13 protein-coding genes are annotated in these 25,914 nt (G+C 51.2%); 6 read left to right on the top strand and 7 right to left on the bottom strand.

Annotated elements, in window-relative coordinates; genetic code table 11:
* Positions 1-18 precede the first annotated feature (18 nt).
* Both ACFO4L_RS14770 and ACFO4L_RS14765 read right to left on the bottom strand, forming a co-directional pair.
* Positions 19-705 carry a response regulator transcription factor gene (locus tag ACFO4L_RS14770; RefSeq protein WP_377910427.1) on the bottom strand — a complete coding sequence of 229 codons (687 nt, stop codon included), beginning with the start codon at positions 703-705 and terminating at the stop codon, positions 19-21.
* Between the two features lie 285 nt (positions 706-990).
* On the bottom strand, positions 991-2,196 hold the full coding sequence (locus tag ACFO4L_RS14765; RefSeq protein ID WP_377910426.1) for an LCP family protein: 1,206 nt from the start codon (positions 2,194-2,196) through the stop codon (positions 991-993).
* A 202-nt stretch (positions 2,197-2,398) separates the two neighbouring features.
* Between ACFO4L_RS14765 and galU the strand changes: the two genes are divergently transcribed.
* From galU to ACFO4L_RS14750, 3 genes are all read left to right on the top strand, one after another.
* Positions 2,399-3,277 carry a UTP--glucose-1-phosphate uridylyltransferase GalU gene (gene galU / locus ACFO4L_RS14760; protein ID WP_377910440.1) on the top strand — a complete coding sequence of 293 codons (879 nt, stop codon included), beginning with the start codon at positions 2,399-2,401 and terminating at the stop codon, positions 3,275-3,277.
* Positions 3,278-3,295: 18 nt separating this feature from the next.
* Positions 3,296-4,627, top strand: a complete 1,332-nt coding sequence (locus ACFO4L_RS14755) for a UDP-glucose dehydrogenase family protein (RefSeq protein ID WP_377910425.1) — start codon at positions 3,296-3,298, stop codon at positions 4,625-4,627.
* Positions 4,628-5,372: 745 nt separating this feature from the next.
* Positions 5,373-6,317: a nuclease-related domain-containing protein gene (locus ACFO4L_RS14750; protein ID WP_377910424.1), complete on the top strand. Its 945-nt coding sequence runs from the start codon at positions 5,373-5,375 to the stop codon at positions 6,315-6,317.
* Between the two features lie 623 nt (positions 6,318-6,940).
* Here ACFO4L_RS14750 and ACFO4L_RS14745 read toward each other — a convergent pair.
* Complete coding sequence (locus ACFO4L_RS14745) at positions 6,941-8,455, bottom strand: SH3 domain-containing protein (protein ID WP_377910423.1); 1,515 nt, start codon at positions 8,453-8,455, stop codon at positions 6,941-6,943.
* Between the two features lie 247 nt (positions 8,456-8,702).
* Here ACFO4L_RS14745 and ACFO4L_RS14740 point away from each other — a divergent pair, with 247 nt between their 5' ends.
* Complete coding sequence (locus tag ACFO4L_RS14740) at positions 8,703-10,232, top strand: AbgT family transporter (RefSeq protein WP_377910422.1); 1,530 nt, start codon at positions 8,703-8,705, stop codon at positions 10,230-10,232.
* Between the two features lie 557 nt (positions 10,233-10,789).
* Positions 10,790-11,788 (top strand): LCP family glycopolymer transferase, encoded by a 999-nt coding sequence (locus ACFO4L_RS14735; protein WP_377910421.1) that lies wholly within the window; start codon positions 10,790-10,792, stop codon positions 11,786-11,788.
* Positions 11,789-11,823: 35 nt separating this feature from the next.
* Here ACFO4L_RS14735 and ACFO4L_RS14730 read toward each other — a convergent pair whose 3' ends face one another.
* The 4 genes from ACFO4L_RS14730 to ACFO4L_RS14715 form a co-directional block, all read right to left on the bottom strand.
* Positions 11,824-12,744, bottom strand: a complete 921-nt coding sequence (locus ACFO4L_RS14730; protein WP_377910420.1) for an NAD-dependent epimerase/dehydratase family protein — start codon at positions 12,742-12,744, stop codon at positions 11,824-11,826.
* A gap of 27 nt (positions 12,745-12,771) precedes the next feature.
* Positions 12,772-14,181 (bottom strand): sugar transferase, encoded by a 1,410-nt coding sequence (locus ACFO4L_RS14725; protein WP_377910419.1) that lies wholly within the window; start codon positions 14,179-14,181, stop codon positions 12,772-12,774.
* Between the two features lie 1,052 nt (positions 14,182-15,233).
* Positions 15,234-18,785, bottom strand: coding sequence for a peptidoglycan-binding protein (locus tag ACFO4L_RS14720; protein ID WP_377910418.1), 3,552 nt, complete (start codon positions 18,783-18,785; stop codon positions 15,234-15,236).
* 130 nt (positions 18,786-18,915) lie between these two features.
* Positions 18,916-22,950 (bottom strand): peptidoglycan-binding protein, encoded by a 4,035-nt coding sequence (locus tag ACFO4L_RS14715; RefSeq protein WP_377910417.1) that lies wholly within the window; start codon positions 22,948-22,950, stop codon positions 18,916-18,918.
* Between the two features lie 233 nt (positions 22,951-23,183).
* On the opposite strand from ACFO4L_RS14715, the gene ACFO4L_RS14710 reads away from it, so the two are divergent.
* A complete protein-coding gene (locus tag ACFO4L_RS14710; protein WP_377910416.1) occupies positions 23,184-25,865 on the top strand; it encodes an ATP-grasp domain-containing protein in 2,682 nt (893 codons plus the stop codon).
* The last annotated feature ends 49 nt before the right edge of the window (positions 25,866-25,914 follow it).

The raw sequence follows: 25,914 nt of genomic DNA, 5'->3' as shown, positions 1-25,914 counted from the left end.
CCCAAGTACAGTGCTTTCCTACTCCCGCTCGCAGTCGACCCATTCGTTGCGGATCGCGTGAACGACGACGCCGGTGCGGTCGCTTACGCCGACACCGCGAATCAGGTTACTGACATAGCGTTTCACCGTTTTAACCGAGTAGTACAGCTCTTCGGCCATTTCCGGCGTTGATTTTCCGTCCAGCAGCAGCTGCAGAATATTTAATTCCGACTTACGCAGGTCGACGTCGACCCGCTCCGGGATCAGCTTAAAGCGGCTGATCGGCTGCTGGCGTTCTTTTCGTTGTTTCACTTCTTCAGCGAGCTCGTAATTGACCTCCGGATTTAACAGAAATGGGTGGTCACAGATGACTTCCATCGCCTGCTCGGAGTGCTCTCTGAACTTTTCCAGGGAAATGAGTCCCTGCATTTCTTCTCGTAGCATCTCTTTTGCTTTGTGCATGCAGTCGTCCGGCACAATGAAGACAATTTGCTTGCCTTCCCATTCGACCTTCTTCACTCGTGCGCGCTGCTCTTTAATAAGCGTATCGGGATCTGAGCTGAAGAGAAACAGCGTATCAAACGTCGCGGCGTACTCGTCGTCCGCTTCGTCCAGAAATTCATACAGGACGCTTGATGGCGCTTGAATCTTCTTCAGATCGGCTGCGTATGCTTTCTCCGTGCAGATGAGCGCGATTTTCTTCAAATCTGCCTTCGCTGTTTCCATCTGTAACCCTCCACTCACACATCCCTTTTAACGGATGAACAACAATTGTACTACCATTGTAAACATAGAACGGTGCCAATTTCCACTGTTTAGGCCTATCTTTTACGTTGACCTCCCTTTACCCAGGTAAAGGACCGAAGAAAGTCTTACGTATGAAGGGTAGATGCTTTCCTTTTGTTAGTGCAATGAAACAAAATCTATCATTTTGTTTCATGTATGACGTTATCTCTTGTCACTTCATTTACGCATACGAAAACCCCTGGCTTGTTTTGCCAGGGGCGGTGTTTACCACTCGTTATTCGTCGTTGTTTCCCATTCTGCATTCTCTTCTGTACCGGGGTCCGTCTGCCCGTCGTTTTCAGCGCCGTTATGTTGCTGCCAGCTTTCTTCTTCCGGGTTTTCTTCTGTGTTCCACTCATTGTTTTCCGGGCCGGCATCTTCGTTAACGTCGTTTTCGTTCCACTCGAGGTTCGGCTCCCCGCTCGGCTCCACTTCTTCTTCGTCTACGTCGCCGCCTTCGAGCGCTTCAGCATAAACGGGATCGAGCGAGGCGCGCAGCCCTAAATGAACCTGCAGGCGCTGCCGTGTTTTTTCGAGTGAAAATTCGTCTGGCTGGTAGTAGTACACGCCGTCCTGCATCACGCCTTCTCCGTCGTAGCCGAACGACTCGATGTTATCAAGCTCGGAGGCGTAGGCGTGCATGTCAACCATATCGTTAAACGCGACGTTCGTGTACAGATTGTTGCCGATCGCATTGAGCAGGGAATTAAAATTGGTAATTGAATTAAACGATGCCATCTCGTCCACGATGGACGCCATCACTTCTTTCTGGCGTTCTCCGCGGCCGATGTCTCCTTGAGGATCTGATTTCCGCATGCGCACGTAAGCAAGCGCCTCTTCCCCGTCCAGCGTCTGTTCGCCCTCTTCGATTTGAATCGTGCCGTACGTCTGGTTATCCGTTTCCTCAAAAGCCATTGGTGAATCAACCGTCACGCCGTTTAGCGCATCAATGATTTCCATAAAGGCATCGAAGTTGAGTGACACGTAGTAGTCAACCGGGATTTGAAACAGGTTTTCTACTGTATCAACGGTCAAATCCACTCCGCCGTAAGCGTGGGCGTGGTTGATTTTATCCTCTGCCTGTCTGCCAGGGATCGGCACGAGCGTGTCACGGGGGATGTTCACCATTTTGATGGAAGGGTCATCCGGGTTAAATGTGGCGAGCACCATTGCGTCGGTACGGCCGTCCAGGTCACCGTCGCGTGTGTCTAGCCCGAGGAATAAGACGGAAACAGGATCGACATCCGGTTTTACCGCCTCTTCACGCTGTTCGGACTGATCGCCGCGCTCCAGCTCTACCTGGGACTCGGACGTGACGTTGTGCACTTGAGTGGCGACATAGGCAAATGCGCTGCCTGCAGCGAGGAGCAGAATCGCAAACGTAATAATGAGCGTTTTGAGAACGGGGCGCTTTTTCTTTTTTCGGGACATGCGGGATTCCACCATAGGGACACTCCTCAATATATATGTGATGCTCGAACATTCGGACAAAAACCTCAACAATTAATTCTACTTGACATATACCCGTGAGTAAAGATGCCAATTCTGTTTTTTTCAGTGAAGGGTGCCATTTGTTATGATCTGGTAGTATAATGGGGACAGCTCAGTTATACGCACAGGAGGGGTACATATGGTGAAAGTACGTAAAGCAATTATACCGGCAGCGGGACTCGGGACGCGTTTCCTGCCTGCAACGAAGGCGCAGCCGAAGGAAATGCTGCCGATCGTTGATAAGCCGACGATTCAGTATATTGTAGAAGAAGCGATCTCTTCCGGGATCGAAGACATCATTATTATCAGCGGACGCGGCAAGCGCGCGATTGAGGATCATTTCGATACGTCGTACGAGCTGGAAGAAACACTTCGCCGCAAGGAGAAAACGGCGATTTTAGAGGAAGTGCAGGCCATTTCCAATATGGCGAACATTCATTACATCCGCCAAAAGGAAGCGAAGGGGCTCGGGCATGCGATCAGCTGTGCGAAGCACTTCATCGGCGATGAGCCGTTCGCCGTACTTTTAGGGGACGATATCGTTCGGACAAACGGTACGCCTTGTTTAAAGCAGCTGATCGACGTATTTGAACGATACAATTCATCTGTCGTCGGGGTGCAACCTGTGCCGGATAATGACGTCAGTAAATATGGAATCGTTGCGCCGAAGTCAGCGGAAATTGAGCCGGGCGTTATTCACGTCGCCGACCTGATGGAAAAGCCGGCTGTAGAAGACGCGCCGTCGAACTATGCGATCATGGGCCGCTACGTGCTGCGTCCGGAAATCTTTGAGATTCTCGATCAGCTTCCGCCGGGATCCGGCAACGAAATTCAGCTGACAGATGCTATTAAGGAGCTGAACGAGTCTCAGATCGTGCTCGCCTATGAATTCAGCGGCAAGCGCTACGACGTCGGCGATAAGCTTGGCTTTGTGAAAGCGACCGTTGATTTTGCACTCGAGCGTGACGACCTGCGCGACGATGTGCTGGAATATTTAAACACACTTTCCGAGAAGGTTTAATACAGGAGGATTTGACGCATGACAAACATTGCGGTAGTTGGGACAGGATATGTCGGGCTTGTGACAGGCGTCGCTCTGTCGGAAATCGGACATCAGGTGACGTGTATCGATATCGATCAAGCGAAAGTCGAGCGCATGCGCCGCGGCGAATCGCCGATCTACGAGCCGGGGCTTGATGAACTGATGACGAAAAATATTCAGGCCGGACGCCTCTTCTTTACTGCTAACCACGCAGAGGGCTTCACCGATAAAGACGTCGTCTATATCGCGGTCGGAACGCCCGAAAAAGAAGACGGGACCGCTGATCTCCGTTTTATTAACCAGGTGGCAAAGGATATTGCTGCAAACGTGAAGCAGGATGTCGTCGTCGTGACGAAGTCGACGGTTCCGGTTGGAACGAACGATCATATTTTGTCAGTGATCAAAGAGCATCTTCTGCATAACGTGGACGTGCAGATGGTCTCGAACCCCGAATTTTTACGTGAAGGAAGCGCGATTGACGACGCATTTCACGGCGACCGGATCGTGATCGGCGCTGACGCTGGCTACGCCGGCGACTTGATCGAGGACGTGAACGAAGCGTTCGGGATTCCCGTTTACCGTACCGACGTGCGCAGTGCGGAAATGATCAAGTATGCGTCAAACGCATTCTTAGCGACAAAGATCAGCTTCGTCAACGAGATTGCGAATATTTGCGAGAAGACCGGCGCCAATATTGAAGACGTGGCTTCCGGAATGGGCATGGACGGCCGCATCGGCCACCAGTTTTTGCGCGCCGGTATCGGTTACGGAGGCTCCTGTTTCCCTAAAGATACGAAGGCACTCGCGCAGATCGCAGCGAACCACGACCACAGCTTTGAACTGCTGGAAGCGGTGATCCGCGTTAACAATGAACAGCACCGCTCGCTCACGAACAAAGCGAAGGAAGCGTTCGGTTCCCTGAAGGGACGCCGCATTGTACTGCTCGGTCTTGCATTTAAGCCGAATACCGACGACATGCGTGAGTCGCCTGCGATCGCGATCAGTCAAGAACTGCTGCTCGCAGGTGCAGAAGTCGTCGCATACGATCCGATCGCAACCGAAAACGCCAAGCGCGTCATGCCGGAAGGCGTCACCTATGTGGCAACAGCCGAGGAAGCGCTTCGCGGCGGAGATGCGGCCTTTATCGTGACCGACTGGAGCGAAATCAAGTCGCTTGAATTGCGCGCATATGAGCAGTACTTGAAAGAGCCATACGTGTTCGACGGCCGTAACTGCTACTCGCTCGAGGACGTTGCCTCCACATCGCTGAATTACTATTCTGTAGGACGTAAAGCTGTTGTGAATGGAAAACTTGTAGAAACGGTTTGACTAGAGAGCAGCGGCCCGGGGCCGCTGCTTTTTTTTAGGTGGATAGGGGGTTGGGGTGCCTATTCGTAACTTGGAGCCGCTATTCGTAACCGTAGCTGCTGTTATGCGAATGGATATCCGTTTTGTGCGTAGCGGAAGCTGCTTTATGCGGAACCTTTCTTCGTTTATGCGAACCTTTCCTTTATTTCTGCTTAGTCGTTGCTTTCGGCTCAAGCCGAAAGCGTCGATTCAGGTGAATGCGGGTGGCTTCGGCCGGTGCCGAAGCCTTCCTTTTGTAAGTGACCGCTAATCGTAAGTGGAGACTGCTATTCGAATCAGGTACATGCGTTATGCGTACGGATACCCGTTTTGTGCGTAGCGGAAGCTGCTTTATGCGGAACCTTTCTTCGTTTATGCGAACCTTTCCTTTATTTCTGCTTAGTCGTTGCTTTCGGCTCAAGCCGAAAGCGTCGATTCAAATTAATGTGGGTGGCTTCGGCTGGGGCCGAAGCCTTCCTTTTGTAAGTGACCGCTAATCGTAAGTGGAGACTGCTATTCGGATCTGTAGCTGTTGTTGTGCGTACGAATACCGGTTTTATGCGTAGCGACAGCTTCGTTATGCGTAATCTTCCTTCACTTGTGAGTACCTATTCTTTTTTATGAGCTACTTTTTCTTAAATTAGCTAATAATGGATTGTTATCTCTTTTCAAAGAACAAGTGTTTGGTCTATACTTAACGGTAACTTTATATGAGAGGGGCTTATCCATGCTGCTTAATCCTAGAAAAAAGCCTTATTTCTTTTATCAATACGAGGCGCTGCTAAGGCGGCTGCCGAAAACACACCCCATATATGCTCGTGTGGAAGCTGACTTTTACCGGTATCGTGCCGGATTTTCAGGCGAAAAGGAACTTGACTATTACTTCGACTACCTCCCCAGCGACATTTCTTATTTTCATCAGCTCTACGCTTCAGTACTTAACAGCAAATTTTCGGTACAGATTGACTTACTGCTTCTCTCCCCAACATTTATCAGCATCATTGAACTCAAACATTACGCCGGTTCTCTCTATTTTTCGAGCCACTATAATCAGCTAATAAAAAAAGCTGATGGTCAATCTGAAGTGATGACCTGTCCGCTCGCTCAAGTAAATCGGCAGCGCATTCAACTAGAACGCATCTTAAAACACGATTTAAAAAAGGAGATTCCTATTCTCACACACGTTTTTGTCACTAACCCACGCTGTGAAATAAAAAGTGATCTGCCAATTCAAAACCTCGCTCACGTTGCCAAACTGCCTGAACTTGTTCGCCAATGGAAAACAACTTACACTGAACCAACGCTAACGAAAAGTCACATTAGCAATCTTGGGAAACGTTTAGTAAATCGATTAAAAAAGGAAGAACGAAACCTGCTTTCCCGATATAAGCTGGATTCTTCTATATTGAGATCAGGTGTTTTGTGCAACTCATGTGATGCGATCATGGCTCGGCGCCGTGGTTATTGGGTCTGTGCAACCTGCTTCGAGAAAGGGAAGAATCAGCATCAGCAAGCATTTAGGGATTATGCGCTGTTACATAAGACGACTATGACTTTAACAGAAGCGATGAATTGGGCAGGCATGCGCCGCGACACCTGCGGCCGCCTGATGCAGCAGCAATTTAAGCGAGTCCCCTCCGTTTATCCAGTGACCTATCAGTTAATCGATTAGGTGGTCTCTAAACGTAACTGGGCAGCGTTATTCGTACCAGGTTCATGTGTTGTGCGTATGGATACCGGTTTTATGCGTAGCGGAAGCTTCGTTATGCGTAGCCTCCTTCCTTTTATGCGAACCTTTCCTTTATTTCTGCTTAGTCGTTGCTTTCGGCTCCAGCCGAAAGCGTCAATTCAAATTAATGTGGGTGGCTTCGGCTCGCTGCCGAAGCCTTCCTCTTGTAATTGATCGCTAATCGCAAGTGAAGACCGCTATTCGTACCAGGTTCATGTGTTTGCGTACGGATACTGGTTTTGTGCGTAGCGGAAGCTTCGTTATGCGTAGCCTCCTTCCTTTTATGCGAACTTTTCCTTTATTTCTGCTTAGTCGTTGCTTTCGGCTCCAGCCGAAAGCGTCGATTCAAATTAATGTGGGTGGCTTCGGCCGGTGCCGAAGCCTTCCTCTTGTAATTGATCGCTAATCGCAAGTGAAGACCGCTATTCGTACCAGGTTCATGTGTTGTGCGTATGGATACTGGTTTTATGCGTAGCGGAAGCTTCGTTATGCGTTTGCTTTCTTCTTTTATGCGTAAGACGAAGCCATAAATGCAAAAGACCCCGCTTCAGCGGGGTCTCAGCTCTTTATTGATAGTAACGCTTCAGTCCATTTACGACTTGAGTTGCGAGTTTATCCTGCTCATTCAGCAGCACGCTCAGGTCGCTGCTGTTTGACATAAAGCCGGGTTCGATGAGGACCGCCGGCATGTTCGGTCCGGTGAGGACAGACAGGCTGCGGTTGACCGTTCCGCGGTTACGAAGCCCCATGCCGTTTGCGATGCTCGACTGCAGTTCCAAGGCGAGCATGCGGGAGTCATTCGGATGCTTGCCTGCCGAGCTGTAGAGTACTTCTGCTCCGCTTGCGGCACTGTTCGGGAAGGCGTTGGCATGAATGCTGATGAACAGATCCGCACCGGACTGATTCGCAGCAGCAACCCGCTGACCGCCGCTCAAGTAGCTGTCGCCGGTACGGCTCATCACGACGCGGGCCCCTTCTGCTTCCAGCCGCTGACGGACTTTCTGGCTCAGGTTCAGGGCGATTGTTTTTTCATAAATGTTCCCTTGCACGACAGCGCCTGGATCGCGGCCGCCGTGACCTGGGTCAAGGAAGACGGTTTTGCCGCTCAGGCTTCCGGAGCCAGATCCGCTTGAACCGGATGAAGTACCGACTTCACGGACGTAGCTTGCGTGCACGTAGGCCCAGCCGTTGCCGCGCTTAATCGTGTACCAGTTCCCATTCTTTTCATGAATGTCTATTTGCGTACCGCGCGTCAGGCTTCCGACGATGCTGGAGCTCGTTGACGGCTCCGAACGCACGTTTAAGCTGTTCGCGGTCACTTCGCCTTTTGTTGTCGCCGCTTCAGGCGCAGAGCTGCCGGATGATGGACCGGATCCTTCTGTTTTTACGAAGGAGCTGTGAATGTAGCCGGAACTGATTTTGTACCAGTCACCGCTTTTTTCCTGCAGATCGACTTGATCGCCGCGCTTCACGCTGCCAACGATGCGGTGCGAGGTAGATGGTCCGGATCGAACGTTCAGGCTTGATGCTGTAATTTCACCCGTTGCGGCACTAGTGCTTTCTGTTTTTTTCGAAGACGAACTGCTGCTTGTTTTGATGTAAGAGCCGTGTACGAATCCTTCGCTGCTGCCGACCTTTACTTTCAGCCAGTCACCGGATTTTGCAGTGATGTCCACCTTCTGTCCGCGACTCAGGCTGCCGACAACGCGGTGGCTTGTAGACGGTCCGGAGCGAACGCGCAGGCTTCCGGCAGTCACTTCTCCGGTGCCGGAGGCAGCTTCTGCACTGCTGCCGGACGAGGCTGTTTTCACAAAGCCTTTATGTATGTGACCCCATCCGTTGTTAAAGCGAATTTGATGCCAGTCGCCTTTCGTGGCATGAATCTCGACCTTCGCCCCTTTTTGCAGGCCGCCGATGATGCGTGCATTTGACGCTGCGTCTGCACGGACGAATAAGGAGGAGGCGGTGACCTCTCCCTGCTGCGCTTGTGCATGGGCCGTTGTCGCTCCGCGTTCTTCAAAGCTGTACACGATAGAGAATAATAAAATAAAAATAAGTGCAAAAAGACTTGTTCGTTTCACGCGTGTCCCTCCCCTGGCACATTTTTTCAGATTATTTCTTTTTACTGTATCTTAGTGGTTAGCATTTGTACATAGGAACAAGTACCAAACAGAAAATGAGATTTTCTCATACTTTCTCAAGCTGTCCTGCTAGTGGCAATTCTTTTGCAATTACCACTACTTTAAAACGCATTCAATTTTATGAAAATTTCCTTTAGGATGGAAGGGCGCATGTCCAAACTTACATATGAAGGGACGTTTTACCATTATGCCTGAGAAAAAGAAGAAAGGCTTTTTTCAGAAATTTCTAGACGGCATTGAAATTGCGGGAAATAAGCTACCGCATCCGGTGACGATTTTTGCGATTCTTGCTTTGCTCGTCATTGTCGCTTCAGCTATCATTTCCGCGATCGGCGTGAGCGTCGAACATCCTGGTGAAGAAGGCGAGATCGTTGAAGTGACGAGTCTGCTTACGACCGAAGGGATTCAATACTTATTTTCCAGCATGGTCGATAACTTCATCGGCTTCGCACCGCTCGGCGTGGTGCTTGCAACGATGCTCGGGATCGGGATTGCAGAACGCACCGGCTTAATCAGCGCCTGTCTGCGGGGCTTTGTGCTGTCGATTCCGAAAGTACTGATCACAGCCGGCCTCGTATTCGCTGGCATTATGTCCAGTGTGGCCTCAGATGCGGGTTACGTAGTACTCCCTCCTCTCGGGGCGGTTATTTTCGCTGCACTCGGACGACATCCGCTTGCCGGTCTTGCGGCCGCGTTCGCCGGCGTTTCTGCCGGGTTCAGTGCCAACTTATTCCTGTCAGCAACAGATCCGATGCTCGGGGAGCTGACGATTTCAGCAGCCGCAATCATTGATCCGGCCTACGCGGAAGGCATGAACATCGCGATGAACTACTACTTCATCATTGCATCAGTCTTCATGCTCACGCTCGTCGGGGCCTTTGTCACGGAACGGATCGTTGAGCCGCGCCTTGGTGAATACAAAGGCGACTACCGTGAGAGCCTGAACGGACTGGAAGCGATCGAGAAAAAAGGACTGCTCTGGGCAGCCGGATCGCTTCTCGTGACGACGATTTTGTTTGCACTCACGATCGTTCCGGAAAATGGTGTGCTCCGGGCAGAAGACGGCGGCATTGTACAGTCACCGTTTATGGATTCCCTTGTTCCGATCATTTTAATCCTGTTCTTTATACCTGGTCTTATATACGGGATTGCGACGAAAAACATTAAAAGTGATAAAGATGTCGCGAACCAGCTTTCCGAAACGATGGCTGCTATGGGGATGTTTATCGTGCTCGCCTTTACTGCCGGTCAGTTCGTCGCTTACTTTGCAGAGACGAACATCGGTCTTGTTCTCGGCGTGTACGGGGCAGAGGCGCTCGAGGCGGCGAATCTGACCGGCATCCCGCTTATTCTCGGCTTTATCGTTGTCGCAGGCTTCATTAACTTGTTCGTCGGCAGTGCGTCTGCTAAGTGGGCAATGATGGCACCGGTCTTCGTGCCGATTATGATGCAGCTCGGCTACTCGCCGGAGCTGACGCAAATGGCGTACCGTATTGCCGACTCCACAACGAACATCATTACGCCGCTGATGACGTACTTTGCGATCATCATCGCGTTCGCACAAAAGTATGATAAAAAGATGGGTATCGGTACGATGATCTCCGTTATGTTCCCGTATTCGATCTTCTTCACGATTGCATGGACGATCATGCTGATCATCTGGATGACGACAGGCTTCGATTTAGGACCTGGCTCTCCAATTCACTACAATCCGTAAAGGTAGGACGATCCCCGGCAGCTCGCCGGGGATTTCTTTTTGTAGTGCTTTGTCGGGTGGATTTGAGATTTTGCATAGAGTGGGAAGCGGTACGCATAAAGGAGGTTTTCACACGCATTAAAAGCGGTTTGCTACGCACAAAAGCTAATTAGCTACGCATATAGCATGTTCAAGTACGCATAACGCTCCTCACTTACGCATAAGCTCTTAATAGAGGGCTTCGGCCTGCGCCGAAGCCGGGGGTTGAGCTGGACAATCCTTCTTGCGTTAAATGGCATCCTTACGCTTACTTATAGAAATGAAACGCACATAGGCTGATTTCTTACGTATAAAAGCTGTTCAGGTACGCATAGCGACGGTTTCAGTACGAATAGCGGTCGTCACTTACGCATAAGCCTGCCACCGATTTTACCCACACCCGTCATCTTTTTTTGCCAATTATTTTCCGCGAGGTGTAACCCTTTTCTTTATAGAGCGTCCAATCAGATGAACCATAGGCAGGAACTCTGTTCTGTGGTACGATGCATGGGATTTGATTAGAGAAAGGGAGTATCCCGATGAGTGAAGAACTTCAGCGGTCGCGGCGCCAAGAGAAGCGTCCGTCCCGAGTAAAAAAACTGTTTAAAGTAGCCCTGCTTTTCTTTTTAATAACATTTATTGTGACTGGCGGTGTCCTCGGATACATGGTGTATCAGGTACAGAGTGCCACGAATAACTCGCAGGCGGAGCTTGAGCGCGGCGAGAAATCAGACATGCGCGATGAAGCGGTCGATCCGGTTGATGATCCGGTGTCGATTTTATTTCTCGGCCTCGACAGCCGTGAGGATGATTTGAGCGGACGCACCGATGCGATGGTGCTCGCGACGTTTAATCCAAATGATGAGTCGGTCAAAATGGTGAATATTCCGCGTGACTCTTACGTGTACATGCCGGACCGTGATACGAACGACAAAATCAATCACGCCCATGCTTACGGTGGAGTGACGTCAACGATCAACACGGTCGAGCACATGCTCGATATTCCGGTTGACTATGTCGTTTCCTTGAACTTTACAGCATTCGTTGAAATCATTGATACGATCGGCGGTGTCGAAGTCGACGTACCGATGCCGATAGCTGACACGGATAACGCGACGTACGGTACGATCGAAATCGAAGAAGGGCTTCAGACGCTGAACGGCGAGGAAGCGCTCGCTTATTCGCGTATGCGTAAGCAGGATCCGCGCGGAGATTTGGGCCGAGGCGACCGGCAGAAAGACATCATTGAAGCCGTGATTCATCAGTCGGCAAGCTTCCGCACGATCACAAACTTTAACTCGCTTGTCGACAGCATGGAGCGGAACCTGAGCACGAACTTAAGCTTTGGCAACATGGTGAGCATGCACTCTTACGCGAACGACATGAATGACATTGAATCGCTCTCCTTTGAGGGCGACGATTACAACGAAGGTGGCGTTTACTACTATCGCATTCGCGATGAGTCCCTCGCGGACGTTTCCGGTACGCTGAAAGAGCATTTAGAAATCACGAGCTCCACAACCGCTTCACAGGAATAAAAAATGGCCAGCCTCCTTTAAGGGGCTGGCTTTCGTTATGCTTTATAGTAGTCCATCGTCCGCTGCAGTCCTACGGCGAGTGCCACTTCCGGCTTCCACCCGGCTGTCTGACGAAGTTTTTCAGAAGATAAATAGCTGTGGCGAATATCCCCTGTGCGAGGGGCGCCGTATTGAGGATTAAATTCTCTATTAGCGGCGTGACTAAGCTCCTGTAACAGCTCATTGATGCTCGTCTGCGTTTCGGAGCTGACGTTATAGACCCCGCTCACGTCGTCATGATCAAAGGCGGTGATCACCGCTTCCGCCACGTCCTCGACGTAGACGAAATCTCGCGTCTGTTCCCCGTCTCCTTGAATGAGCGGTTGCTTTCCTGCTAGAAGCGCTTCGCAGAAAATTGTGATCACACCTGCTTCTGTTTCCACCGTCTGACGTGGTCCGTAAACGTTCGCAAACCGGAGCGCTGCCGTACGAATCGGATACAGCCTCGCGTACGACTGGATGTACTGCTCAGCTGCAAGCTTCGACGTCCCGTACGGCGAGAGCGGCTCGGTCGCGGACGTTTCGTCGATCGGAAGTTTTTCAGCGTGACCGTAAACAGCGGCCGACGATGCGGAAATAAAACGCGGTACGCCGTTTGCTTTTGCTGATTCCAGCAGATGCACCGTGCCTAAAATGTTAATCTCCAGATCCATATCCGGCTGCTCCAATGACGGACCGACTTTGCTTTGTGCCGCCAGGTGAATGATGCCGTCCGGCTTCGATTCTGCAATGGCCTGCTGAACGGCCGCTTTATCGCGGATGTCGCCTTCGACTGCTTCTGCCCCGGCTGGTATATTCGCAGCGGAACCGGTCGTAAAGTTGTCGTAAACGACAACACGGTCCCCACGCGCGAGCAGCCGCTCGGCAACGTGGGAACCGATAAAGCCGGCTCCGCCTGTCATGAAAATTGTCTGCATATGAAAAGCCCTTTCTTCAAACGGAATCTAAAAGTTAAGCGACGATTTTTTGCGGCTGGCCGCTTCGTCCTTGTTTTCCTCTTCCGGCCGTTCGATCGTGACCGACGTATCTTCTGCGCCTTCTGATTTCGACTTGTCGAACACAACGAGGCACGTTTTCAAAATGATAATAACATCGAGCCAGAGGCTGTAGTTGCGGATGTAATATAAGTCAAAGCGCAGCTTGTCCTCAGCATCCGTCGTATACTTCCCCATCACCTGCGCATAGCCGGTGATGCCTGGCTTCACGCGGTTTCGGTAGCCGTAGTGGTAATACTTCTGCGTGAGCTCCTGAATGAAAAACTCCCGTTCCGGCCGCGGCCCGACAAGCGACATGTCGCCTTTCAGCACGTTAAACAGCTGCGGCAGTTCGTCTAAACGCGTCGCCCGGATCAGCTTGCCGACTTTTGTAATCCGCTTATCGTCAGATGTCGCAAGCACCGGCCCCGTCGATTTTTCTGCTCCCTGAATCATCGAGCGGAACTTGTAAATCGTAAACGGCTTGTTGTATTTTCCAAGACGCTCCTGCGAGTAGATAATATCCGCCTTCGGATCTTCCAGCTTCACCATAATCGCCGTGGCAATGAGCGCCGGTGACGCGAGAATGATAAGAATCACTGCGGATAAAAAGTCGAACACGCGCTTTAAAAACACTTTATCCCACGTGAGCAGAAATGGACGGACGCCCATAACAAGCGTATCATCCATCGGTGATGACGTTGCCTTCTGAAGCAGCAGCTCGTACAGCTCCGGAATGACGTATACGACCTTGTTACGCTCCATCGCATAATAAATGATCTGTGACTTTTTCTCTTTCGAGATGTCGGTTGCGAGAACGACGAAGTCGACTTCATTTAAGTAATAGTTCAATTCTTCGAGCGGCACGTGCTCCGATACGTGGCGCACCGCTGTGCCTTTAAGCATCGGGTGGCGGATTTTATAGAGCAGCTTAGACGCCGCTTCCCCGTCTCCGACTAAGAGCACCTTTCCAATTTTGTTTCCGCGCGTCACCTTCAGATAGAGCACCTTGAACGTGACCATAAGAAACACCGTGAAAATACTGGCGATCAGGACGACCGATCGCGGCATCGCAAATTCACGGAATAAGTATGACGCTGCCATCGTGAGAAACGTCATCAGTGCCGTTGCGACGAGAATTTTACGGACGATGTCACTGACCGTGTGCTTTCGGTCCAGGCTATACAATTCGTAAACCGAGATGAAAAACAATCCTATCAGCAGAATCCACGGCAAAAGCGAGAGAAAGGCCTCCCAGTTTCTATCCGGAAAGTCCAGATAGCGGATGTAAAATGCGCTGATATAAGCAATTAATATACAGAGTAAGTCCCCTAAGATGAGCAGAAATTTATGATTTCTCGTGTCATCCATGCTATACATGTCAAAACCTCTTTCTATCCCCCGTTACCGTCCATGACGCAACGCTGTTCATGCTATGTTTCATTATAGTCGTTTTACGAGGCGTATGCTATCCTTTGCGGAAAATCGATACGTCATTGTAATAGACGGGATTTGGAAGGAAATGTTGCAGGGTGGATTTTAGCGATATTCTGCAGAGGGATGAGGCTTTCGTTTGCGGCCTATTCGTAAGTGATGGCTGCTATTCGCATGGGGGTCGGCGGTTACGAGGAGCGGGTCTGCTTTTAGTAGGTGGTATTTTCTCTTTACGAGGTGATTCCTCTGCTTTACGAGGAACTTTGCTTCCTTTACGTGAAAGTGACCGTCCACCTCACCCTCAGGCTTCGGCACCGGCCGAAGCCCTCCGCTACATGCCTATTCGTAAGTGACGACCGCTATTCGCACGGGGTACACCGTTTACGAGGTGCGGGTCTGCTTTTACGAGGTGGTATTTTCTCTTTACGAGGTGATTCCTCTGCTTTACGAGGAACTTTGCTTCCTTTACGTGAAAGTGATCGTCCACCTCAACCCCAGGCTTCGGCGCCGGCCGAAGCCCTCTACTCCCAGCCTATTCGTAAGTGACGACCGCTATTCGCACGGGGTACACCGTTTACGAGGTGTGATTCCCGTTTTATGAGGTGCCTTTCCTCCTTTACGAGGAGCTTTTTCTCGTTAACGAGGAAGTTTCTCCCCGTAATGAGAAAGTGCCTGATCCACCTTCACCCATGGCTTCGGCTCAGGCCGAAGCCCTCCACTCGAAGCCTAAACGTAAGTGACGACCGCTATTCGCACGGGGATCGGCGTTTATGAGGTGCCATTCCCGTTTTACGAGGTGCATTTCCTCATTTACGAGGTGCTTTTGCTTCTTTATGAGGAGGTTCCGTCCATTTACGAGGAAGTTTCTCCCCGCTAAGGGAAAGTTTCTATTCGTACGGGCACCTACTTACGAGGTGAACGTCATCTTCTACGTATAACTTGTACTGCAGCTGCCAATCGAAAAGCACCGCGGCTCGTTGCTGCCGCGGTGCTTCGTTTTACTGAAGCTCTCTCAGGCGCTCCAGGCTGACGCTGTCCATAATTCCGCTGATCGGAAGCCCTTGTGAAGCTTGAAAGTCGGAGACAACGGATGCTGTTACCGGTCCGAACACGTCGGACGGCTCCGTTGGAAAAGTGCCGTAGCCTGCTGCACTCAGCTTCACTTTCATGTCGCGCGCTTCAGCGGTTGAAAAGCCGCTTTGCAGCACGGTCGCGGTTTCGCGGTCCAGCACCTGCTGATCGCGTCTCGTTATGTTTCCGCTCTGCTCTAGGCCGAAATGAGCCTGGAAGTCCCGGACGACGCTCATCGTCACAGGACCGTATCGGGTTGACGGCCGCTGTGGAAAACTGCCAAAACCAAGCGAGGTCAGCTGCTGCTTCACGTCACGCACACCCGGGGTGTCAGCTCCGTCTGTGAAGACGATCTCCTGTAGCCGGTTCATCGTCTGTTCCGTTACACGGTCAATATTTCCGGTGACGGAAAGGCCCTGATCCCGCTGGAAGTCTTCCACAACGAGTGTTGTGACCGGTCCATACCGGGTTGACGGTCGCTGCGGAAAGCTGCCGTAGCCCAGCGCAGTCAGTTGCTGCTTCAAGCCGGTGATGGCCGGATCGTCATCGCCGTCCGTCCAGAAGAAGCTGAGCTGCTCTTCGATAGCCGCTAGCGTGATCGGATTCGCTGTACCAGAGGCTCTTAGTCCGTTCGCTTCCTGAAACGCACGCACCACCCCTTCTGTTACCGGCCCGTAGCGCGGAGATGGTCGCTCTGGAAACGTTCCGAAGCCTAAGCTCGTCAGGTTCATTTTCATCGACCGGACGTTTTCGTTGTCATCGCCGTCCTTCAAGGACTGCCCCCAAAGCTCGTCCATTTTCCGAAGCGTCACCGGATCGCCATAGCCGTTGACGACTAATCCGTAGTACTGCTGAAAATCAGCTACAACGCCTTCCGTCACCGGTCCGTAGCGCGGTGACGGACGCTCCGGAAACGTTCCGAATCCTAAGTGTGTCAGACGCTGTTTAAACGTGCGGACCTCTTCTGTATCAGACGGCGTCGCATACGTCCCGTCTGTAATCGATGCGATCAGGTGGATGGTATCTGTATCGGCTTCACCAGTCACTTCGAGTCCGTAATACGCCTGCAGCTTCTCCAGTGAAGCTTGTGTGCCTGCTCCGAACGTGCCGCTCTCCCCTGGATCAAATCCGAGGTGTTTCATGGCATCCTGCAGTGCTTCCACACCGGAGCCGCTGTCGTTCAGCTGATACACTTCCTGCTCTTTTACAACGGTAAAAGAGCGCGTCTGCTTGTTTCCAAGCCGGTCTTCGGCGGTGAGCGTGAGCTCAGACTCGCCGTCCTGCAGCCGGTTGCGGATGCGAAAGCTGCCGTCCGCCTGAACGGATGCGGTGCCGGATGAGTAGCGGCTGCCGTTCTGGCTGAGCTCAAACGTAAGCGTCATAGCAGTGTCTGCTTCCTGCCTGTCCGAAAACCGGGAGGCGATTTTTCCCCGAATCAGATTCTGATCCAGCTGCGTCGCTTCCAATGTAATCGTCGGCTTTTCTTCATAGACCTCGATATTCAGCGTGCGGCTGTAGCGGTTCTGTCCGCTGACGGCCTCTAGCTTCAGCTGGTACGTTCCGGTCCCGGCGCGCTTGGCAGCTCCATTCGTGTCCGTATACCTGAGATCCCATTTCAGCTTTGTCCCGCTGCCCGGGTTTATTGTTCCGAGCTTCGTTCCGTCTTTTGTGAAGAGACTGAGTTCTGCCTTCATGCTGCTGTCAATGTTCCACTGCAGCTCCGGCTGAACGTGACGACTGACAAGATTCCGATCGGTTTTAAACTCCTTTACCGGATTCGAAATCGTCTCCACCTGGCCGCCGAATGGAATGCGCAGGTCTTCTGCTGTATTGGAGCGGAATGTGAGCCACCCTTCCATGTAACCGGCTGTCGGCTTAACAGAGGCAAGCGTCACAATCACCTCTTTTTTCCCACCTGCTGGTACGGTCACTTCCTTCGGGAGACTCATCTTCATGCCGCGCATCGCTTTTTCCTCGACGCCCGTCTGATACGTAACGGACGAGGCGCTCGCATTTTCAAGCGTCACGACTGCCGTACGGCTGAACGTACCGCCTGCCCGGATCGCTTTCAGGTTCAGACTGCCGTTTCGGTGTGCCCGCTGCTTCTCTTTACCTTCTTCCGTGAACGTGTGGCTGTCCTGAACGAACGCTGTCACGTTCGCCTGCAGGGCACCAGCCGGATCAATCCTGCCTGCCCCGGCATCGTTGACGGAGACGCCATTAATCGCATCAGCAGTATTCATAATCCGGGCCTTTATTTCATCAGGCGCGAGACTTGCATCCTGCTCGAGCAACAGAGCTGCAAGACCTGCCGTATATGGCGAGGCAAAGCTTGTACCTGAAAAAAATGAATAGGCTTTTGCGTAATTGCCGCCGGCGGATGATTTGGACAACGCCGTGTAAATCGCGGCGCCAGGTGCCGTCAGATCCGGCTTAATGTCATACGTATCGGTAAGCGGCCCTCGGGAAGAGAAGTCTGCGACGACTTCCTGCCCGCGAGACAAATAAGATGCTCCGATCGTCAAGGCAAGCGGCGACGTACCGGGATTATTGATGGTTCTGACACCTTTTTCCCCGTCGTTACCAGCAGCAGCCACGACGACAATGCCGGCATCCACCATGTTGCTGATTGCTTTTGTCAGCGGCGTATCAGCAATATTGGATTCCTGGCCGAACGACATGTTTACCACGTCCACGCCGTCTTCTACAGCTTGATCCATCGCGGTTAAAATGCTGCCGGTATAGCCTTGATTAATCGTATTCAGCACCCGGTACACGTATAAATCAACATCCGGCGCAATTCCCTGCACGTCGCCTTTTCCGGCAATGACGGCGCTCACAGCTGTTCCGTGCGTGGAATTCACGCCGTGGCCTTCAAGCGGATCGGTTCTGCCGTCACGAATGAAGTTGGCGCCGCCCCGGTAGGCGTGCTGTAACGAGGGGTGGTGATAGTCAATCCCGGAATCGAGCACGCCTACTTTGACGCCTTTTCCGGTTAGGCCGAGCTCGGCCAGTGCTTCCATCTCTACTTCCAGCGCCTCAGTCTGCTCCTGCGAGTCGACATCTGTTTCCAAGGTTACTTCATACAGCTGGCTTAAATAGACGCCGTCTACGTAGTCCAATTCTGCAATAGGAGCAGCCTCCCTTGCCGGAATGGTTAACGCAAATCCGTACAGCACCTTTTCCAGCTTCTCGATATGCTCAACTGGAACCTCTTCCTGCTCCAGGTATGCTTCAAACAATGCTGAAGCTTCCTGCTGCCTGGCTTCTGTTTCAAGCGCAGAAAACATTTCTCCGCTTTCCTCTGCTTCTTTTTCCTGAATATGTACCGGTTCCTCGGTTAAATCGACGATCACTTCGACCATCTGCCCGCTGTCTACCGGAATGTCCGGGTCCAAAAAGGCCTCAGCGGCCACAGCCGTCTGCAACAATACCAGCATCCCAATGACAATTAACACGACTGCTCCAACTGATTTCATTCTGAACACCATCCCACTTCTTTAATACGAAAAAGGCAGAGGCTTCACTATTGTGAACATCCTCTGCCTTTATTATATCGTCTATTTTCCTATAAATCTCAAATTCTTTGAGATTGTTTCAACTTTTTTGTTAACGGTATACCGGCACTTCAAACGGCAGATACGGGTTATCAATCTGGTCATACAGCTCTTTAATCATGCGAGTCTGCTTGTAGGCCCATCCGATATCTGTCGCGTACTGGTAAAACGAGCTTCGGTTGATGCTAATGCTGCTGTTCAACGCTGCTTCATGGAAGTCAGGGTCCCAGCGCATTTTGTAGAGCGTATCCTGGCCGCGGTTCAGGTAGTTGTTCGATATAAACTTTGCGCCGCCCTGGATGGAAGCCTGTGGTGTGAACCAGCCTTCACGGTAAGCTCTTACCGAACCACGCGTGTACGGATCGCTGTCGATCGCTTCGATTCCAAACATGTTATACGTTTTCTTCATATCAAGACGGCTCGTATCGTAATTGTCGTCCCGACGGCTGATCCAGCTCCACGAATTGTTTGCGCTGTTAAAGCGCCGTTCCAGCGTATACTTTCGCACGCTGCCATTCGCCTGAGGCTGAACCGACACCCACATGTTGGAATTGATCTGTCCGACTTCAAAAGAGCCGTCGGAAAGTCTGGACGTTCCGTTGCCCGTCTCGAGAAGAGCGTGGGCAATCAGATAAATATCGTTTACTCCCTGCGATTCTGCCGCCTGCTTAAACGCATTCCCCGTATTATGAAGAATACCGCGGTTGCGGAGAATGTTGTTCAACTGCGACGCCGGCACGCCGGACGTTTGAGACAGTACCAGGAACTGGAACATGTCGCGGCTGTTCGGATCAAGGTTGAAGTTGCTAGGATCGATATAGCGTCGCACATCCGCTTCACGTGCATTTTGCCAACCGCCACCGTAGAGATCGGTTTGCGGACGGAGCGGCATCTGCCTGTTCAGCATTTGGGAAACTGTCATCTGATAGTTTCGGTACTCAATATTGTTTCCGATTTTCGCCATCTCATCGTTAATCTGCTGCATCGTACGCGGATCACCAATGCCGTTTACAACAAGCCCGTGATGACGCTGGAAGTCACTTACAACACCTGCTGTTACAGGGCCGTAGCGGTTAGACGGATTGGACGGGAAGCTTCCGAATCCTAAACGGCTCAGATTCCGCTTCAGCTCGCGCACATTTTCATGTTCGGCGCCGTCGATATAGTGAGAGTTGAAAATGGAGTTAATAAAGTCGGCATCACTTTGGCTGAAACGCCCGTTTACTGTGCGTCCGTAGTACGCCTGAAATTCACGCACAACGCGCTCTGTTACGCTGCCATATCCTTCAGAAGGTTCTGATGGAAAGCTGCCAAAGCCGAGCTTCGTGAGGTTCTGCTTCATTTCCACAATTTCTTCTCCACGATCACCGTTCTGGTACGGATAGGAAAGGCCGTCCGTTTCCATGCGCAGATACATACCGCTCACATATGCCGGCTGCTCCGTGATCGAGCTGTGGCTGATCCGGTACCAGCCGTTTTCTTCACTGATTACATCAACGACCGATCCAGTTGGGAGCTGACCGATGACGGAGAAATTCGTGCTTGGTCCGCGACGGACATTTAAGTTCGAATTCGCCGTTACGACTGCCTTGCCGATGAAGCTTTCTCCCACCTGTGATTCCAGCAGACTCATTGTAACGGAGTCTCCAATACCGTTTACTACCAGGCCGTTTGCGCGCTGAAAATCACTGACGACAGAGGCCGTAACCGCTCCGTAGCGATTAGACGGGCTGGATGGGAACGAACCAAACCCAAGCTTTGTCAGGTTCAGCTTCAGCGTCACGATATCCGAATGGGCCTGCCCGTCCCGGTAGCGGGAGTTCAGCTCCGACTGAATCCGGTTCGCTGTCGTTTGATTCGTAATACCTGTGATCGGCAGTCCGTAATATTCCTGAAAGTCTTCCACGACCCTCATTGTCACAGGCCCGTAGCGGACAGAGGGACTGGACGGGAACGTGCCGAAGCCAAGCGTCGTCAGATCCTTCTTCAGCTGCACGATCGCAGAGCCTTGATCTCCGTCTTCATATGGCAGGGTGAGCGTAGCGTCGTAATGTTCCGCAACCCGCTGCTCCAGCCGGTCCATCGTGCGGGAATCGGCTATGCCGCTCGTTACCAGTCCTTCGGAGGATTGAAACTCCTTCACAACTCCGGAAGTAACCGGACCGTAGCGATTGGACGGGTTAGACGGGAATGTGCCGTATCCAAGCCGTGTCAAATCAAGCTTTAAGTCAACGATCGAGCTGTGGGCATTGCCATCCTGAAAAATGGTGCCTGCCTCCTGCTCAACGCGGTTCAGCGTCTGCTGATCGGTGATGCCGTTTACGGTAAGACCAAAGTAGCGCTGAAAATCCTCCACGACACTCATCGTCACCGGTCCGTAACGGACAGACGGATCAGACGGGAAGCTCCCGAAGCCAAGCTTTGTCAGCATCAGCTTCAAGTCCCGCACAGCCGGACCTTCATCTCCGTTCACGTACGGAAGCTCCAGTGAAGATCCTTCTAAAACATCTTCCGCCAGCGCATGAAGCGTCTGCATGGTTACCGAATCGCCGAGGCCGTTTACGATCAACCCGTTATCAGCCTGGAAATCTTTCACAACGTTTGCCGTGACCGCACCAAATCGATCGGATGGCGATGACGGAAACGAACCATAGTTAAGCGATGTGAGCATCATCTTGAATTCCTGAATGCCTTCGCCTTCCTGAAAGTCCTGAAAGTACGTGCCGGCTTCTTCTGAAATCCGCTCGAACGTTTCCGGATCGACTTGACCGTCTGCATCTAAACCAAAGTAGCTTTGGAAGTCAGCGACAACGCTCATTGTCACAGGACCGAATCGTTCGGACGGATCAGACGGGAAGGAGCCAAAACCGAGCTTTGTCAGCTCCAGCTTCATTTCCCGGATTTCAGGAGCTTCGTCTCCATCTTCAAATACAAGTCCTTCATCAGCCGTGGAGAAAGTGGACATGGATGAAAAGCTTTCCTCTGCAGCTTCATTTACACTTTCGTCTTCTTCGTTCTCCTCAGAGGACGAATCAACAGAATCCTGCTCTTCTATGTCTTCTTCAGTTGCTTCTTCATCAGACTCTTCTTCTCTCGCTTCCGGATCGAGGTCGGACTCGTCTTCCTCTGCCTCTTCTTCACGTACTTCTGAGTCAAGGTCAGATTCGGCGTTGTCCGAATCTTCTTCGCGGACCTCTTCTTCCTCTAATTCTTCCTCACGTGCTTCTGAATTAAGATCGGACTCTTCGTCGCTATCCGTATCTTCCTCGCGGGCCTCGTCTTCTTCTGTCTCTTCCTCTCGAGCTTCTGAATCAAGGTCAGCTTCTTCTTCTGCATCTGCTTCTTCTTCACGAGCCTCCGAATCAAGATCGGACTCTTCGTCACTGTCCATATCTTCCTCGCGGGCCTCGTCTTCCTCTACTTCTTCTTCCCGGCCTTCCAAGTCGTGATCGGCTTCGTCTTCACGGGCTGCTTCCTGTTCTTCGCGGAACAGCGCCCACTCATCTGAGAGCTGTGAATACGTTTCTTCATCGACTGCTCCGTGCGGGGTTAACTCTCTCGTTTCCTGATAGCTCTTCACTGCCGCTGCGGTGATGATGCCGTAGAAGGTCGTTAGCTCTTCCTCCTGGAAACGTTCCTCATGAGGATCCAGCTCGTTTAACAGGTGCTTTAATTCCGCTGTTTCCTCTTTGTCTTGTCCAATAAAAAGGAGGTACCCCTGTTCTTCCAACAGCTCGTTCATCTTCTCCCAGGCTTCTTCCGTATATGTAGAAGCTTCTTCGAGATCGTGATCGGCCTGGAATTGATGAAGTGCTTCAGCGAGCTCTTCTTCTGTCGTATATATAGCTTCGTCTGATGGTTCTGCTTCCGGATCAAATTCGTACAGCATCAGCTGTTCACGGAAGATGTTCCATCGGAGTTCATCGAATTCTTCTTCTGTAAGGTCATGAATGATGTCGTCGGTTAACTGCTTTTCTTCCTGCGCATCCTCGTTGTCACTGCCTTCTGCAAATGCAGTGCCAAACGAACTAAATAACAGCAGAAAAACAAGAAAAAAGATCGTACTGCTTTTCAGTTTTTGTTTCATATTAGGCCTCGCTCCTTTCTCAGAAAATTATATCGACAATTGTCATAGATTATAAAGAGACTTTTTTATGTTTTTTAACATTACTGCGCTTCTATAGTGTACCTGCTTCATGGAAGGATGTCCCTCTTTTTCGAGTTATTTCTTTCTTTTATCACGTTCCATTTGATACAGTTTGAAAAGAAGACCGTTCTCAGTCACTCAGCAACAGCTAGCTATACAAGGAGGAAAACAGCATGAGACAAACAATGAAGAATCTATGGCAGGCGGTTACGGAAAACCGGTCTGCTGTATCTGGTGAACTTAAGCCGCCGGCACGAGCATATTCCGGGAGCAATGGCTATATTGTTTACCTTACATATGGAAGTCAGGAGGATCGCTCCACTGTTACGTATGGTGTGCATACCGACTATACCAAAGCGGTTCAAATGGCATTTGAAGCAAGACCGCAGCATACACCAATTCTTTCATTAAAATTGGATGTCGTCACGAGAATTCGGGAAAGATCTGTTCCAACCACTTTTCAGCAGCAGGATGAGCGGATCTCCTTTAAACCAGGGCGGGACGGAATCATACTGGAAGACCGTCCTGACATGTTGTTTATTCCGGAAGAAGTGCAGGCCTATCAAATTCTTCAGCGCGGCAGAGTTAACGAGTCCGGCCTCCGGCATGCACTGTCGTACCGTCCGCAAACTGCTGCGATGGAAAGCAGCATGAACACACCGGCGAATGTGCGTGTGATTCGCACAACTTCCTATTATATTGATTCCTCCGGTTACTATTCCCTGAGCAATGGCCAACGGAAAGGCTTTCCTCTTTCTGAGGAGAAGTTGGAATATGCCGTGAAACTGGCTTCATCCAACTATTTTAAGCATGCTGTCGATGCGAATGGCCGCATTACATATGCCTACCATCCTCACACAGATTCAGAGGCCGACGGCTATAACATCTTAAGACACGCCGGCACTGCTTATTCAATGCTCGAGCTATATGAGTGGAACCGAGATCAAGACATTCTTAATGCAGCGGCACGAGCCCTGGAGTATTTGACGTCTTTTTCACACGAGCATACGATAAACGGCGTCGCTGTTAACGTGATTGTGGAAGAGGATTTAATTAAACTCGGCGGTAACGGTCTCGCGATCGTTGCCTGCGCCAAATACACCGAAGTAACCGGTGACCGGAAGTACGTGCCTTTTATGCAAAGTCTTGCCACCTGGATGGAAGAGCTGCAGCGGGATGCTCCGCGCTTCAGTATTCATAAGCAGGAATACTCGAGCGGGAAAGTTTGGGATTTTGAATCCAGGTATTACCCCGGGGAAGCCATTCTTGCGATGGTTCGCCTCTTCGAAATTGATGGCGACTCCCGATGGCTCGATTATGCGGAAAAAGAAACACGCTATCTCATTGAGGTGAGGGATAGAGAAGCAGATAAAACAACGATTCCGCATGATCACTGGCTTTTATATGGGATCTATAACCTTTATCAATACAGACCGCTTGCTATTTACCGAAGCCATGCCTTTTTCATTGCCGATGCGATTACCGAATCCCAGTTCACTGATCCAAATGAGACGAGCAGTGAAATGCTTGGATACTTTCACATGGATAATCCCCGGCCGCGATCAACACCTGCTGCCTGCCGCAGTGAAGGGCTCGGTGCCGCTGCCAGACTGGCAGATCAAGTAAAGGATCGCGATCGAGCACGGCGGTACCGCCGGTCGATCCATCAAGCGATTTCCTTTCAGCTGCAAATGCAGCTCTATCCGGAAGCGGTGCTGTATTTTCCGAATAAATCACTGTCACTGGGTGCTTTCAGGGGGAATCTGCGAAACTGGGAGCTGCGCAATGATTATACGCAGCACAATATTTCCAGTATTTTGTCGTATATCCGCTTTGTAAAAGTGATGAGCACGACAGAGAAATCGTCGCTGCAGCTGATACAGACCTCTTTTAATGCTGAAAAATATCCGGTCTACCTGCGCCGCTCGAACCGCCGGGTGTTTCTTGCGTGCATTCGCAGAGGTGCTGAGTGGACGAGGCTGGATGGCGGACGATTCGAACTGAAAAAAGGTCGTTTTACGTATACGATAGAAGACGGAAAAGTGCTGGATGCATTAAACAGTCCGCTTGCTGTCCGCTGCATCAAGCGAAAAGAAGTCACGACCGGCCTGCTCAGAAGCCGGGAGCTTCCTGCTCCGGAAAATGCGCTGTTTTATAAGGGTGATCTCGAGCGAGCGTGGGACTGGGCTCAAAAACTTCTTCCGGTCGTTGTGAAGCCCGGCGGCGGCTCGAAAGGCAGATCTGTCTCTGTGAACCTGTCGACACTCAGCGAATTCGAAACAGCATTTCAACAGGCGCTGAACACGGATCCCGATGTACTCGTTGAGCAGCATATAGATGGGGAGATCTATCGTTTCACTTGTCTTGACGGAAACGTAATTGCTGTAGGGAGGCGAAGACGTCTGCATGTGCGCGGAGACGGTTCTTCCACTATTCAGAAGCTACTTGAACAAAAAAACGAAGAGCGGCGAAGACGGAAGGTACTGGGTCATAGCGAAATTAGCGTCACCCCTGCACTGGAAGCATCACTCAGACTTGATGGCTTCGACCTGCATTCCATTCCTGCTAAAGAGAAGGTCGTTTTCCTAAGTCCCGTCTCCCACGTCTCAGCAGGCGGCGAAGCAATCGATGCAACAGACGAGGTCAGTCAGGTTGTCAAGCGGATCGTCGAGGAAGCGGTGCAGTCCATTCCCGGTCTTGGCATGTGCGGGGTCGATGTCATTATCGATGATGACGGTCAGCCGCACATTCTGGAAATCAACAATGATCCGAACATCACCACCCATATGGAGCCGTGGGAAGGCAAAGCCATTCCTGTTGCAAAAATGATTGCGAAAGCGATGTTCCCGGAATAGGAAAAAGTTTCATACCCCGCCGGCGCCCTTTGTGGTAAAGTAGGTTCTG

Origin of the sequence: Bacillus daqingensis, from assembly GCF_042654445.1 — a bacterium.
Lineage (GTDB): Bacteria > Bacillota > Bacilli > Bacillales > Salisediminibacteriaceae > Alkalicoccus > Alkalicoccus luteus.
Note: the sequence above shows the minus strand (reverse complement) of the source record. Positions and strands in the feature narration are given on the sequence as shown.

Coding starts and splice junctions, on each gene's coding strand:
- ACFO4L_RS14730 (WP_377910420.1), bottom strand. CDS start 12,744: ATGCAGACAATTTTCATGACAGGCGGAGCCGGCTTTATCGGTTCCCAC.
- ACFO4L_RS14750 (WP_377910424.1), top strand. CDS start 5,373: ATGCTGCTTAATCCTAGAAAAAAGCCTTATTTCTTTTATCAATACGAG.
- ACFO4L_RS14765 (WP_377910426.1), bottom strand. CDS start 2,196: ATGTCCCGAAAAAAGAAAAAGCGCCCCGTTCTCAAAACGCTCATTATT.
- ACFO4L_RS14755 (WP_377910425.1), top strand. CDS start 3,296: ATGACAAACATTGCGGTAGTTGGGACAGGATATGTCGGGCTTGTGACA.
- ACFO4L_RS14720 (WP_377910418.1), bottom strand. CDS start 18,785: ATGAAATCAGTTGGAGCAGTCGTGTTAATTGTCATTGGGATGCTGGTA.
- ACFO4L_RS14740 (WP_377910422.1), top strand. CDS start 8,703: ATGCCTGAGAAAAAGAAGAAAGGCTTTTTTCAGAAATTTCTAGACGGC.
- ACFO4L_RS14770 (WP_377910427.1), bottom strand. CDS start 705: ATGGAAACAGCGAAGGCAGATTTGAAGAAAATCGCGCTCATCTGCACG.
- ACFO4L_RS14715 (WP_377910417.1), bottom strand. CDS start 22,950: ATGAAACAAAAACTGAAAAGCAGTACGATCTTTTTTCTTGTTTTTCTG.
- ACFO4L_RS14735 (WP_377910421.1), top strand. CDS start 10,790: ATGAGTGAAGAACTTCAGCGGTCGCGGCGCCAAGAGAAGCGTCCGTCC.
- ACFO4L_RS14725 (WP_377910419.1), bottom strand. CDS start 14,181: ATGTATAGCATGGATGACACGAGAAATCATAAATTTCTGCTCATCTTA.
- ACFO4L_RS14710 (WP_377910416.1), top strand. CDS start 23,184: ATGAGACAAACAATGAAGAATCTATGGCAGGCGGTTACGGAAAACCGG.